The 13190-nt window shown below is 58.9% G+C and carries 12 protein-coding genes; all 12 read right to left on the reverse strand.

The window, feature by feature from the left end:
- Positions 1 to 114 precede the first annotated feature (114 nt).
- Positions 115 to 741, reverse strand: coding sequence for an HAD family hydrolase (locus B9A19_RS16055; RefSeq protein ID WP_084092053.1), 627 nt, complete (start codon positions 739 to 741; stop codon positions 115 to 117).
- A 6-nt stretch (positions 742 to 747) separates the two neighbouring features.
- On the reverse strand, positions 748 to 2253 hold the full coding sequence (locus B9A19_RS16060) for a helix-hairpin-helix domain-containing protein (protein ID WP_084092055.1): 1506 nt from the start codon (positions 2251 to 2253) through the stop codon (positions 748 to 750).
- A 115-nt stretch (positions 2254 to 2368) separates the two neighbouring features.
- Positions 2369 to 4087: a PP2C family serine/threonine-protein phosphatase gene (locus B9A19_RS16065; RefSeq protein WP_084092057.1), complete on the reverse strand. Its 1719-nt coding sequence runs from the start codon at positions 4085 to 4087 to the stop codon at positions 2369 to 2371.
- Between the two features lie 2 nt (positions 4088 to 4089).
- On the reverse strand, positions 4090 to 5136 hold the full coding sequence (locus B9A19_RS16070) for a TerY-C metal binding domain-containing protein (RefSeq protein ID WP_084092059.1): 1047 nt from the start codon (positions 5134 to 5136) through the stop codon (positions 4090 to 4092).
- A gap of 179 nt (positions 5137 to 5315) precedes the next feature.
- Positions 5316 to 5957, reverse strand: coding sequence for a VWA domain-containing protein (locus B9A19_RS16075; RefSeq protein ID WP_084092061.1), 642 nt, complete (start codon positions 5955 to 5957; stop codon positions 5316 to 5318).
- A 13-nt stretch (positions 5958 to 5970) separates the two neighbouring features.
- Positions 5971 to 6618 (reverse strand): TerD family protein, encoded by a 648-nt coding sequence (locus tag B9A19_RS16080; RefSeq protein WP_084092062.1) that lies wholly within the window; start codon positions 6616 to 6618, stop codon positions 5971 to 5973.
- 26 nt (positions 6619 to 6644) lie between these two features.
- Positions 6645 to 7283: a vWA domain-containing protein gene (locus B9A19_RS16085; RefSeq protein ID WP_084092064.1), complete on the reverse strand. Its 639-nt coding sequence runs from the start codon at positions 7281 to 7283 to the stop codon at positions 6645 to 6647.
- A 34-nt stretch (positions 7284 to 7317) separates the two neighbouring features.
- A complete protein-coding gene (locus B9A19_RS16090) occupies positions 7318 to 7896 on the reverse strand; it encodes a TerD family protein (protein ID WP_084092066.1) in 579 nt (192 codons plus the stop codon).
- 33 nt (positions 7897 to 7929) lie between these two features.
- Positions 7930 to 8988 (reverse strand): DUF475 domain-containing protein, encoded by a 1059-nt coding sequence (locus B9A19_RS16095; RefSeq protein ID WP_084092068.1) that lies wholly within the window; start codon positions 8986 to 8988, stop codon positions 7930 to 7932.
- A gap of 404 nt (positions 8989 to 9392) precedes the next feature.
- Complete coding sequence (locus tag B9A19_RS16100) at positions 9393 to 10478, reverse strand: tetratricopeptide repeat protein (RefSeq protein WP_084092070.1); 1086 nt, start codon at positions 10476 to 10478, stop codon at positions 9393 to 9395.
- 1 nt (position 10479) lies between these two features.
- Entirely contained in the window at positions 10480 to 11946 is a 1467-nt protein-coding gene (locus tag B9A19_RS16105) for a GGDEF domain-containing protein (RefSeq protein WP_176216975.1), read from the reverse strand.
- A gap of 103 nt (positions 11947 to 12049) precedes the next feature.
- Positions 12050 to 13180: a MalY/PatB family protein gene (locus tag B9A19_RS16110; RefSeq protein WP_084092074.1), complete on the reverse strand. Its 1131-nt coding sequence runs from the start codon at positions 13178 to 13180 to the stop codon at positions 12050 to 12052.
- Between the last annotated feature and the right edge of the window lie 10 nt (positions 13181 to 13190).

The following is a 13190-nucleotide window of genomic DNA, read 5'->3' on the forward strand; positions in this document are numbered from 1 at the left end:
GCGCCTTGCGCTCCATCCCGAACTACCCCGAACGCAAGCGTGAAATAAGTGTTAACAGGCCCTAGGTTGTCGCAGCTGTCACGGCTGGTTCTTTGATCTGGTTTGCTGCCTCGTTCATCTGGCCTTGCGAAATGGCTTGAACGCGGGATGATCCGATATTGCGAGCATTTCGGCATCGCCGTCCGAGTCGCCATAGGCGTGGATTTCATATTGATGCAGCGGACCCAGTAGCTCCTCCAGGCGCCTAACCTTGGCGGATGCCCGGCAATTCTCTCCCCTTATCTGTCCGGTGCAGACCCCGTTGCAAGATGCCACCTCGGTGCAGAGCAGGTTCTTGAATCCCAGCTGCCTTGCCAGAGGCTCAAGGTAAAAATCGAGCGAGGCACTGACCATGATGAGGTGGTGCCCCTGATCCTGGTGCCATTTGATCTGGTTCAGTGCTGCAGGCCTGCACAGTGAGGCAATATGGCTTGCATGCTCGCGGCCCAGCTGCTTTAGTCTGGCGACCGGCGCGTCGGGGAACAACCTGGCAATCAACAGGGCTTTAAAATGGTCTCGCGAGGTCAGGCCGAGCCAGACCTTCAGGGCTGGCCAGGCAAGCCTGGCCAAAGACATTGCGACGCTTCGCCTGCCAAAAGCACGGCATAGAAAAGGCAGAAATGTATCTTTGGTCGTGATGGTGCCGTCAAAGTCAAATGCTGCAATGACCGGTCTGGCCCGGAGGAGTGGCGGTGTGCTCAAATCGTGCTAGGCCTCCACCATCTGGACGACGGCAAGCCGACCGCCGTCCCCCTTGCCAAACAGTATTTTCTGACCGTCCTTGAGTTCCAGTTTTTCTCCGATCGCAACCGGCCGCTTTGCTTCGTCAGTAACATCCGTCAAGTCTGGCATGCGCTCGTTCACAAGCCACCAGCGGTCGTTGTGAAGTACGAAGTAGCCGATGCGTTTCTTTTGCTCATCAGCCAGTTTTTCATTCGGCACGATCAGGTTGTTTGCATGCCATGGGAACATGGACTGATTGGTGTAAACCATCAAACGATGATTGTCGGGCCGGTATGACCCTTCCTTGCGTGACGAGTACAGATTCAGCACGGGCAGCTTGCCCTTGAAGGGGGTGCCGCAAAATGGGCATTGTGGCTGCGTGGAGTTGTCGAAGACATACCATTTCTGTTCGCATGCAGGACTCTGGCATGGTTGAACCAGGTCGACCGTCTTGACCAGGGCTGTTTCCCAGTCGTTGGCTGATGGTCGCACTGCGGGATCGTGCAGGCCGTTGACGAAGGCTTGCAGGAACAGCGCTTTCAGATATGGCCCGGTTACCGTGAACGGAATTTTGTCCGTATCTGCCCAAGGCAGTTCGGAAGGCTTTACGTTCTTGATTTTGATGCGATTGGATTTGTCTACCGGGTGCTCAACAAACAGGGCGCGTTCGCCCATGGTCAGCGTCTCGTCACGCTGTTCATCGTTCAGGTCGTGCACCTTTCCGCCACGCAGCGGGTGCCTGTACAGCAGATACATGTAGATGAGGACGGCCAAAGCATGCTGGTCAGTCTCGCGCTTGGGCAGGCAACGTGCGGGGTCGTCTTTGGCCAGATGGCCGGTCTGGATGACCTCCGGGGCAATGAAATCAGGCGTGCCAACGACGTCGGGCGGGAATTTGCCGGGGACGACCAGTCCATCAACGTCGATGACACATGCCATCCCCCGCGAGGGGTCGACCAACACATTCTTGTAGCTCAGGTCCGAGTGTGCGAGGCCGGCGAAGTGCATGCGGCGAACGGCGCGCGCCAGCAGCAGGCAGACCTTGATGTGATTCAGCCAGTCGCCAAGCTCTCTGGTATCGACAAAACGATTGCGCAGATTGGGGGCGGCAAACCATTTGCCCTCCTTTTCCTTGCCCTTGATCTGGAGCATGTCATTGTTCTTAGAACCGTGTTCGAAGAAGAAATGCCTGGCATATGCCGGGGCAACCATCCCAAGTTTGCCGTTGTGTTCGAGCATGGCTGTTGGCCAGCAGAACAGGTGCTTCCAATAGTCGCCGCCAACCTGATTGAAGATGTTTTCGCGGTATTTGCCGGTAATCATCTGCAGACGTTCTTTGGCTTGAGCATCCTGCCCGGTCTTGTAAAAACCGACGACATATGACTTGTCCGGCGAGAAATAGACGTCTTTCATCGCCCCCGATCCGATGATGTCATCGACAAACTCGATATCCTGCCCGTCTAACGTCTTGCACTTGACCACTTTGGCCATGCCGATGCTCCTGAATTAATATGGGCAGTGATTTGCCACTGCCGGCGCGGCATCGCTTTCTCATTCCGCTGCCAGACATGTTGGTACGAGCCGCATTGCTGCGGGTCATTGGCCATTACCAGAGCAGGGCGATAGTCCGGTCATCATGGTGGCCTTGCTTGAAAAAATGTAGCCATTCGAGCAAATTCAGCGCTGACGATGTCTCTTGCTCCAAATGGGGCTGGATTTCATTCCACAACGCATCCCACTTTGTTTCGTCTGCCAAACCGTTGTCGGTTTCGAAATAGGGGTCGGAGACGCCGTCGGTCATCAGGATGATGGCTGAAATATTTGGTAATCGGCCTACCCTGACGCGTTTGCCGAACCCTTGGTCGGCCAGTGCATTGCGGTCCAGAAAGCGTGTCTGGCCTGCAAATTCACCACCATCGGGAGTTCCCATGAGCTTGACGGTGCCTTTGGGGCCATAGGCGGCAATTGCACCGTCACCCATCCAGAAGGTGGCCAGAAAGGTGCTCGGCCCCTCTTTCTTTACTGCGGCGACCAGCAGTGTCGTTGCATAGTCCCTGGCTTGGGCATTTTGCACTTGTGCTTCTTGCTCGATAGCCTGCACGGTGGTGTGTGCCATCTTGTGGAAAAAGTAATGGAACTCGGTCCCGATGGCATTTTGCGATGCAGGGTCGGTATCCCAGCTTGCAAGGTGATTTGAAATTGTCTGGCCAAATACCCCGGCCAGGCTTTCGGTCAGTTGCACTCCGGCGGTCTGGACTGCAATTCTTGACCCTTCGCGGGAAGATTTCGCACTGCCTGCACCATCTGCAACGATCAGCACGCTCCAGCCACTGGTCGTGTCGTCGGCAATGAAGAAGTCGTCGTCACGAAAACTGCCTCCGTGCTCGTGAGAGCGGCCACGGCGACTGGCTGCGGCGATGTTGAATGACGTCCCGCGAAGCAGCTTCTGGTCGAGATGTGCCTTGCGGTATGGAAGGTCACCGGCCGGTTCCAGCACTTTCCACAGGGAGCGTGGATCCGGGTTGACGATGAGTTGGCATGTGCCGCTGGTTTTCCCTTCATTGAGTGCCTCGGCATAGGACCATTGCAGATCAAGGTCAAACTCGCCGTCCAGCAGCGGGTGCCCGCTCACCATCTGGGTTGCGGGGTCAAATGTCAGCCCGAATCCATCAGGAAACTTCACATGGGCAACTCTGATTTGCCGACCCGTTTTGTCCAGCCCTTCCATTCTGGCCGAGTAAGGGCTGCCAGCCTTGCAGTTGGGCAGATGGAATACCGGCTGGCCTTCGGGTATCGTCGCAGTGACCACAGGAGCAATAGGCACTTGCCCGGGTCTGAGCACTTGGGAGGGTGTTGATGCGTCATGCATGGTTGCTGGGGCGGGGTGGGGCACAGGCCGCGCCGGCGGCGCGGTGTCTTCGGTCTTTGCGGCTTGATCCGGCATCTGCGTCGCAGCTTCGGCAATAGGGGGGGGGGCGACCATTGCTGGTGCAACCTCGCTGTTGCCTGGTGTGGCAGAGGGGGCATCCAGCTGGGCAAACGCCATTGGTTTTATCTGCGGGGTACTATTGAGGCGTGCTTTGGGAAACAATCCCGGCTTGCCGGGGTAGCGGGCTGCCCAGATTTTTTTCAGCTTGCTGGCAAATTCATATGCAAGCCGCTGTACTTCTCCATCCTTGGCGAATTCATCAATCAAGGGGCCTGCGACCTTGCCTCGGTCAAAGAAAGGGGTCTGGCTTTCCTTGAACAAGCCCAGGACCAGTTCTTCGGCATGCGCCTGGAGTTGAGGCGGTACGGTCGTTTGCCGGGTATTTTCTGTTGTCATGATCAGCCGCGACCCCTGCCGACGTCGAATCCCCCCGCCTCTTCAGGTGCGGGGCCAAATGAAACCGACTCTTCGCACCATGGGCAGACAACCTTGCCCGGGCCGTTCACGCACAGCAGCTTGCCGCAGCCGCAGACCGCGAAGGCGGTGAAGTTGCCGCAATGCGGGCAACCAGGGGAGCCCACCAGCGATGAGGTATTGACCTTGAGGTCTGCTGCACGTTGGTCCGACCAGGCGAAATAGTCTTCATCAAGGGGATGGCATCCATCCAGATGGTAGCTTGCGACATCCACCGAGAAGTCACGCGTTCCCACTGACCTTAGCCTGCGACCGTATCTGATGATGTAGGGCCGGCGAGTTTTCTGACAGCGGCCAACCAGGGTCACGCATGCTTCGTCGGCGACCGGTTGTGGCTCTTTGACGATGCGCATGACTTGTTCATCGAAGACTGGGAGCTGGGCATGCTGCTGGCGTTCGCCCGTGCTTTTGCTTTGTACAAGCAAGGAGGCAGTAACCCAGGCCACAAACTTCTTGAAGTTGCCTTCCTTGGTATCTTCGAAGACGATGGTGTGGTCAGTGAGCTTCTTTAAAGTAGTAAAGTCGGCATCTTTGCCCAATCCGACTGCGATCAGGGTGGCCTGGCTGGCATATCGGGCTTTCCAGCGTTCTATTGCGGGTATTGGGTTATCGGTCGGTCTGCCATCGGTAAAGAGGTAGACGATGGGTCGCCAATCTCCCTTGAGATCGGGCGTCGTCTTGATCACGGACGTGTCAATTTCGGCCATCAATGTTTCAAGGGCTGCGCCGAGACTGGTGCCGCTGCCGAGCGGCAGCTTGGGCGGGTAGAACGACGCAACCTCGATCAGCGGTGCAATTTTTTTTGCGATACCAGCGAATGCAATGACTGAAACATGCACTGTTTCCAGTGCATGCGGGTCTGTACGAAGCGTGCGCATGATGGACTGCAGCCCGTCTTCCATTTTGCTGAGTGCTTCGCCCACCATTGATTCGGAACAATCGAGTACGAAAAATACGGGCAATCTACGCATCGGGGACTCCTGGGGGCACGATGGGGCCGGGCATCAAGCAGCGGGCTGGTGCCATGATTCCGCACCGGGCAAGCAATCCGGGTTGACAGGTCGGTTGCCCGGTGCAGAGATGGTCAGGGAACAGGTGCATCTGTTCCCGACAAGGCCGGTGGCATGTCATTTGCGTATCGCTCGGCCGTTTAGAGAACGAGCTGCACTTCCGGAGGCGGTGGCGGCAGGGAAATCGAATCGGCTATGCCCGCGCTGCTCGATCCGGCTGCGACCGACGCGGATACCCACTTGAAGAAGCCGGAAAAAGCAGCTGCATCCATGGTATCGAGTGTCACCACCCGGTCGGTGAGCTCCAGGAGCAAGTCTTGCCGGGCTTTGGGGCCGGCAGCGCAGGCCAGGATCGAAGCGAAGTTGCATTTCCTGATTTCAGGAATCGCTTCCCGGTAAGCATGCAGGTCGGAAGGACTACCGTCCGTCATAACAAACAGCAGCGGCCGCCAGTCTCCCTTGGCATCACCGGTATTTTTTTTGATGTCCCGCGCCATGCATTGCAGCAATAACTCAAGCGCGGCGCCAAAGAAGGTGGCGCCGGCATCCGGTGCAATGATTCCTGCAAGCTTTACCTCGTCCAGTGGTGTCAGGGGAAGATACACCCTGGCTTCAATGTCAAAAGTAATGATGGAAAGATGCACGCTTTCGAGCGCATACGGGTCTTGTCGAAGCGCGCTAAGCATGGACTGGAGACCGACATTCACGGAATGGATCGGCTCACCGCGCATCGACCCGGACGTATCTAGCAGGATATAGACAGGCAGCCTTCTGACGCTCATGATGACCACCCGCTCAATGGCTGTATTGCTTTAACCAGGTTACAAAGGTGTCCGAGGGGTCAGGAGAACCTATCGCGTTGAACTTCCAGCCACCTGATTCACGCACCAGTTCTGCGAACAGCATCGAGCAATACTGGTCAAAGCCCGCACCGCCCGACAGGTCAAAACGTGTCATTTCCTTGCCCTGATTGTCAACGGCACGAATGAATGCATTCCGGACTTTGCCAAAGTTCTGCCGCTTTTCCTTGCCACCGTAAATCTGCACAACAAAGGCAATTTTTTGATAGGCATCCGGGAGGTCATTCAGCTTGACGATGATTTGCTCGTCGTCGCCATCTCCAGAACCGGTTCGATTGTCGCCTGTGAGCCATACGCAGCCTGAACCATGGCGCATGCTGTTGAAAAAAACAACGTCACCACCAACCAAAGTCACCCGGTTGTTGGCACCAACGCTGCCAAGGTCTTTAACCTTGCTGTTGGCGTCGCAAAGAAAGGCAATCACATCCAGGTCATATTCATCTTCCTTTTTGCCAAGCAGATTGCTCAGAAAACCTTTCTTGCCGTCGTTGATGTCCCAGCCAAGGCCGATGGTAACCATGGACAGGTCAAAATCGGATTTCTTGAGGCTGATACCCTGACCTTTTTTGAGCGAGATGGCCATTTGTCGTTGTGCTTCCCTGTGTGTGATTAAAGGACGACGTTGACTTCGGGGGGCGGTGGCGGCAAATCATCCAGACCAGCCACTTCTTTTTGGGCCTGATCCACTTTCTGGCTACCCGTGGACACAGAGGCGGAAACCCATTTGAAGAAGGCCTTGATAGTGCTGCCATCAGCGGTATCAAGCCGTACGACCGCTTCGGTGATCTGCTTGAGCACGGATGTATCTGCATCCTGGCCGGCGGCACAGGCCACGATGATGCCGGTACGAACTTTCTTCAGTTTTTCAAGACCGCGTTGCCAGTCGTCTGTCGGAACCCCGTCGGTCATGATGAACACGAGCGGTTTCCAGTCGCCTTTTACTTCAGCGGTGCTTTTGATCACTTCGCCTTCCAGTCGGTCTGCCAGCAGGGCAAGCGCCTCGCCGAGTGCCGTGGTGCCACTGGCGCTGATCTTGGGGGACTGAAAGGTCGACAGTTCGGTAAGCGGTGCAACTTGCCGGGCACTGCTATCAAAGGTGATCACGGACAGGTAGGCGGTTTCAAGCGCGTACGGATCCTGGCGCAATGTCGATATCAGCGTTTGAACGCCGGTTTTGACGGCCTCAATGGGCTCGCCACTCATGGAGCCGGAAGCGTCGAGGAGCAAATAGACAGGTAGCCTTCTCATTGTTGTTTCCTTCTTGTGGTTTGCCGGAGCGGCCTCAAGCAACCGTTACGCCAAACTGATTGCACATCGCTTCCAGGCCACCAGCAAAGCCCTGGCCCACGGCACGGAACTTCCATTCATCGTTGTGGCGATATATCTCGCCAAAGATCATTGCGGTTTCCGTGCTGTAGTCTTCGGACAGGTCAAAACGGGCGATCTCGACATCGTTATCGAGATTCACGATGCGCATGAACGCATCGGAAACTTGGCCGAAACTTTGTTTGCGGGCAGTAGCCTCATCGATGGTGACGCAGACGACGATGCGTTTGACGGCATCAGGCACTTTTTCGAGTTCGACCTGCAATGCTTCGTCATCGCCACCACCCGCGCCTGTCCGGTTGTCACCGGTGTGTGCAACCGAACCACACCTGGACGAGAGCTGGTTGTAGAAAATGAAGTCTTCATCGTTGCGCACCTTGCCGCTTTCCCCAAGCAGGAAAGCACTGGCATCAAGGTCATAGGCTGCGCCGGTGGTTACCCGGGCCTCCCAGCCCAGTCCGACAAGAATGCGCTTGAGTGCAGGGGCGCTTTTCGACAACGAAACGTTGCTACCTTTGGACAAAGAAACCGCCATGGTCTGATCCTTTCAAAAACGGGATTGATTTGATTACCGGGCTGCTTCCGTTTCGCCTGCAAGCTCCGGATTGTTCTTTTTGTAAATCAGCGACGATGCGAGTGCTGCCGCGATGAAAGCGACACCGATCAAGCCCGTGACGACTTCACTGATGTGCCAGACGATGCTGCCAAACATGATGATGGCCAGTGCGCCGATGGCGTAGTGGGCACCATGCTCAAGGAAAACGTATTCGTCGAGTGTTCCCTTTTCCACCAGGTACACAGTCAGCGATCGTACGAACATGGCACCGATTGCAAGGCCGAGCATGATGATCACGACATCCCGTGTAACGGCAAAGGCACCGATCACGCCATCGAAAGAGAACGATGCGTCCAGTACCTCGAGGTAAAGAAAGCCCATCACCCCCGCACGTTTTGCTGCCTTTCCTGCGGCATCCGATGCTTCGCCATCTCCGAACAGGCTGCCAACGCTATCGACGACGACGTAGAGAAAGATACCGCCCATGCCGGCAACGACGATGGCCAGACGTGTTGTGGCATCAATTGGCAGAAATGCCTGCGCGATCAGCAGTGCGCCCAAGGCACAGATGATGCGTACCGAATCAAGTTTCCCCAGTTTGGCAAGGTATTCCTCAACTTTGCCAAGCCAGTGCAGCTCCTTGCCTTCATCAAACAGAAACGAGAAGAAAACCAGCAGCAGGAACATGCCGCCAAAGGATGCGATGCCTGCATGCGCATCAGTCAGGTGGCGTGCATATTCTTCGGGCTTGTTCAATGCCAGTTGCGCTACTGCAATGAGCTGCTCCCCGGTTGCTGCTGCCACAACCACGATGGGAAACAGCAAGCGCATCCCGAAGACGGCGATCAAAATGCCAACCGTCAGGAAAATCTGCCGCCACCTGTGATCCATTTCCTTGAGGATGGCGGCGTTTACCACTGCATTGTCAAACGACAGGCTGACTTCCATGATGCCCAGCAACAGGGCGAGTGTGACTGCCGCTACGCCCCCGCCTGCAGATTTTTGCCCCCAGAAAAAAGCAAGTCCCAGGCAAAGTATCGCAACGAATATCGACAAACGAAAATGACGCATCTGAACTCCTTGACGGGCAATGTCGCTATTTTTAAAAAATGGCGTTTGGTTTGTGTAATGTATGGGAAAAATATTTCGTTTGCACGTATTTGAAAAATTACTTGTCAAGTATGCAACAGGTTGTGTTCGGCAGTATTTTGGGCTGATTCTGTAAGAAAACAGAGTGCGCCATACGGCGAGCCGATCTTGTGGATGAAAGAATCGGAGCTGCCCGATGCAGCAAGATGTTGTCTATCTGCGATTGGCTTGACGGGGGCGGATGCAGTGAACGAGGCAACGCCGGGTGCCCACCGGCATTCAGAACCCGGATGCTGAAGCGTTGACAGGTTTGGCGGGGTAATCGCGAGGTGTGTGTTTCTGCGTCAGTTGCAGACTCTACTGAGGCAGGCCGGTGGCAAAGCACTTCAGACTGTGGGTGCGTCCGGCAAGCTGTAGCGCAGGCGCGCACGCAGCTGCAGGCTGCGCGCTTCCAGCGTCTTGAGCTGGTTGATGGCTTGCGGGCGCAAGCGCAACTGGGGGGACTTGGCCGGCTCGCTGCGCAGCGCATGCAGTTCGCGCAGGCGGCGCAGTGCGGTGGCGGCGTCGTTGCGGTCACGGGCGAGTTCGGCCAGCAATTCGGCGCAATCCTGCTGCAGCGCCAGCATGCCGGCATGGCGGGCCAGTTCGCGCGCGCCCAGCAGGTTGCGTTCGGCGCTGGCCACGTCGCCCTGTCTGGCCCAGGCGCGACCCAGTGCCAGCAATGCATGGGCCTTACCCCACAGATTGTCGTTCTCGTTGTGCAGGGCAAAGGCGGTTTCCAGCAGCGGCAATGCTGCGGCATCGTTGCCCAGTGCGTATTCGATCAGGCCGCGATAGTTGCAGACTTCGGCCGACCACACGCGGTTGTGCACCGGACCGGCCAGCAGGCGTTCGGCCTCGTCCAGTGCCTCGATCGCGCGCGCATGCAGGCCGGCGCGGTAAGCATCGCCCGCTACATTGATCAGCGCCTCGCAGCACAGCCTGTCCTGCGCCAGCGGTAGTGCCAGCTTCAGCGCCAACTCGTGGTATTGCAGCGCGGTGGCGTGATCTCCAAAGCCGACGTAAACCTGGCCTACCCCCAGATAGACACGCGCGCAGTTGTACATGTCGTGGCTGTCGCGCGCATGGGCCAGGCTGGCGGTCCACGCTGCCAGCGCCTGGGTGACATCGCCGGCCACATTGCAGGCGCGGCCGACTTCGATCATGGCCTCGACATGCTGGCGGCTGAGGCCGGCTTGCTGGAAGGTCAGTGCGGCGCGGCGGAACAATCGTTGTGCCATCAGGAGCGCGCCGACGTGCTGCCAGGCGTGGCCCATGATGAGTTGCGCCAGCCCCACCAGTTGCGGGCTGCCGCTGGCACGCGCGCGCCGCAGCAGTGCTTCACCATCGGCCGGCTCTGGCGGCGAGCCATTGGCGGCAGCTGTCGCGATGGGTTCCAGTTCGTGCAACAAGTTGTCGTCGCTGGGGTGCATCTCAGTGCTCCGGCGCGGTACAGACGCGATCACGCCCGGTGCGCTTGGCCAGGTAGAGCGCCAGATCGGCCCGTGACAGGAGGATCTCGGCGTTGTCGCCGGGCAGGAACTCTGCACAGCCTATGCTCACCGTCAGCGCAAGTTCGGGTTGCGCGGGCCAGCGCTGCGAACGCACACGCAGGCGGATGCGCTCGGCAGTGTGCATGGCGTCGTTCAGGCGCACGCCCGGCAGCACCAGCACGAATTCCTCGCCGCCAAAGCGGGCCGGCAGATCGCTGTCGCGGCATTCCTGGCGCAGCAGCTCACCAGCAGATACCAGTACATCATCGCCAACGGCATGGCTGTATTCGTCGTTGACTGATTTGAAATGGTCCAGATCGAGCAACAGCAGACTGAGCGGCTGGCCCGCTTCGGCTGCAGCCAGCAAATCCGGCAGGCGCTCGTTCAGCGCACGGCGGTTGGGTAACTGGGTCAGGCTGTCGCGATAGGCGGCGTTTTCCAGCTTTTGCAGTTGCTGTCTGCCGGCCAGCGTTTCCTCGCGCAGCTGTGATAACTCGATTTCCGAGGTCAGCAACTTGAGCCGCATTTCGATGGCGGCAAGCCGTTTGCTGCTGGCATGCCGGGTGGCGGCGGCCTGGGGCTGGCGTGCCAGAAACGCGTCGAAGTGCTCCAGCGCGCGTTCGTGGTCGCCGCGAGCCTCATAGAGTGCCGCCAGTTCATGGTGAACATCGGCCTGCAGCACATGGGTGGCCAAAGCATCGGCCTGTGCCAGTGCCGCGTGCAGCGCTGCCTCGCCATCCTGCCCCAATTGCTGTTGCAGCTGGCCGATGCGCAGCAGGCAGCGCAGGCTGCCGGCAGCACAGTCGGCCTGCGCGTGCAGCTGGTGCGCGCGGTCGTGATAAACCAGGGCATCGGTCAGCCGGCCGTGCAGTCGATAGAGTTCGGCCAGTGTTTCAAACTGGCTGGCGGGCCAGTTGGTAGTGCCGTCCTGCTCGATCTGCCACAGCAGCGCGGCCGAAGTTGCGGTGTCTTGCAAGGCCAGCAGATCTGTTGCCAGCGCCAGCCGGCAAGCCGAGCGCAATGTCTGCTCGGCGCCCGGTACCAGATCGATGGCGTGTTCGTGCAGGCGCAGTGCGGTTTCGCAGTCGCCGCTGCGGGCGTGGGTGTCGCCCACGGCCAGCCACAGCCGGGCGATCAGCGCACGGTCGCCAGTGCCTTGGGCGCGCTCCAGTCCTGCCAGCCAAGTGCTGACGGCCTTGCCGCCATGGCCTTCCAGCAGCTGGCTTTGCCCCAGCAGCAGGGCAATTTCGGCCTGTTCCGCAGTATTCCACTGGCCGTGACGCAGCGCTTGGGTGAGCAGCAGTGACGCCGGCAGCTCGCGCTTCACCAGCGCGCGCGCCTGCACAAGCAGGTCGGCCTGCGCGGGCAGCAGGGTGCGTATGGACGGGGAGGGGGAAACGGCATTCATGGTGAACCGGGCAGGCTGGGCGGGTTGCTGCGCATTTTCAGACATGGTGCCAAGCCGGCCCGGCGGGTGCAAGCCTCATCGCCGGTGTCGCACCTGGCTGTGATCAGCGCAACGGTTCCAGCCGGTTCAAGGCCTCCTGCAACAAATTGGTGGGGCAACCGAAGTTGAGGCGCAGAAAGCCCGGCGTGCCGAAGTCGCGCCCGTCCGACAGGCCGACGCCGTGCGCTTCGAACACCGGTAGCGGGTTCTCAGCATCGATGGCGCGGGCATCGATCCACGCCAGATAGGTGGCCTGCGGAATGGTGATTTTCAGCCGGCTCGACTGCGCAAACCAGTCGCGCAGCAGTGCGCGGTTCTCGCGCAGGGTGGCGATCAAGCCGGCATGCCAGATGCCGTCGTCACGGTAGGCTGCTTCGGCAGCGGTATAGCCCAGCAGATTGACGGCCGGTGTGAGACCCAGCGTGCTGCGGCGCAGGCGGTTGCGCAGCGCGGCATCCGGTACCACGGCCAGCGCGCAGCCCAGTCCGGCGATGTTCCAGGTTTTTGATGGCGCCAGCAGCGTGATGGTGCGGCTGGCAAAGTCCGGGTCCAGGCTGGCCAGCGGCGTGTGTTGGGTGCCTTCATCCAGCAGCAGGTCGCAATGGATTTCGTCCGAGCAGATGATGAGGTCGTGCCGGCGCGCTACATCGATCAACTGGCGCAGCTCGTCGTCGCTCCAGATGCGGCCAACCGGGTTGTGCGGATGGCACAGCATCAGCAGGCGGGTGCGCGGCGTGATGGCGGCTTCCAGCTCGGCCACATCCCAGCGCCATTGCCCGTCGGCGTGCTGGTGCAGCGGCACGGTGATCAGCTCGCGCTCGCCCAGTGGCGGCGCGTGCAGGAATTTGGGGTAGACCGGGGTGAAGGTAAGCACGGCATCGCCCGGCTCGCCAATGGCGCGGCAGGCAATGTTCAGCCCCTGTACCAGCCCTGGCAGCCAGACGATCCATGCGGGGTCGACCTGCCAGCGATAGACGCGGCTGGCGTAGTCGATGAAGGCTTCAATCAGGCTGGCGGGCGGATCGGTGTAGCCGAACACACCGTGCGCCACGCGCTCGTGCAGCGCGGCAATCACCGACGGCGGGCTCTGGAAGTCCATATCGGCCACCCACATCGGCAGGATGTCGGTGCCGGCGTACTTGGCCCATTTCTGGCTGGCGGTGGGGGTGCGGTCTATCTGCTGGCGAAACGGCATGGCAATACTC

Origin of the sequence: Andreprevotia lacus DSM 23236, from assembly GCF_900176275.1 — a bacterium.
Classification (GTDB): Bacteria; Pseudomonadota; Gammaproteobacteria; order Burkholderiales; family Chitinibacteraceae; genus Andreprevotia; species Andreprevotia lacus.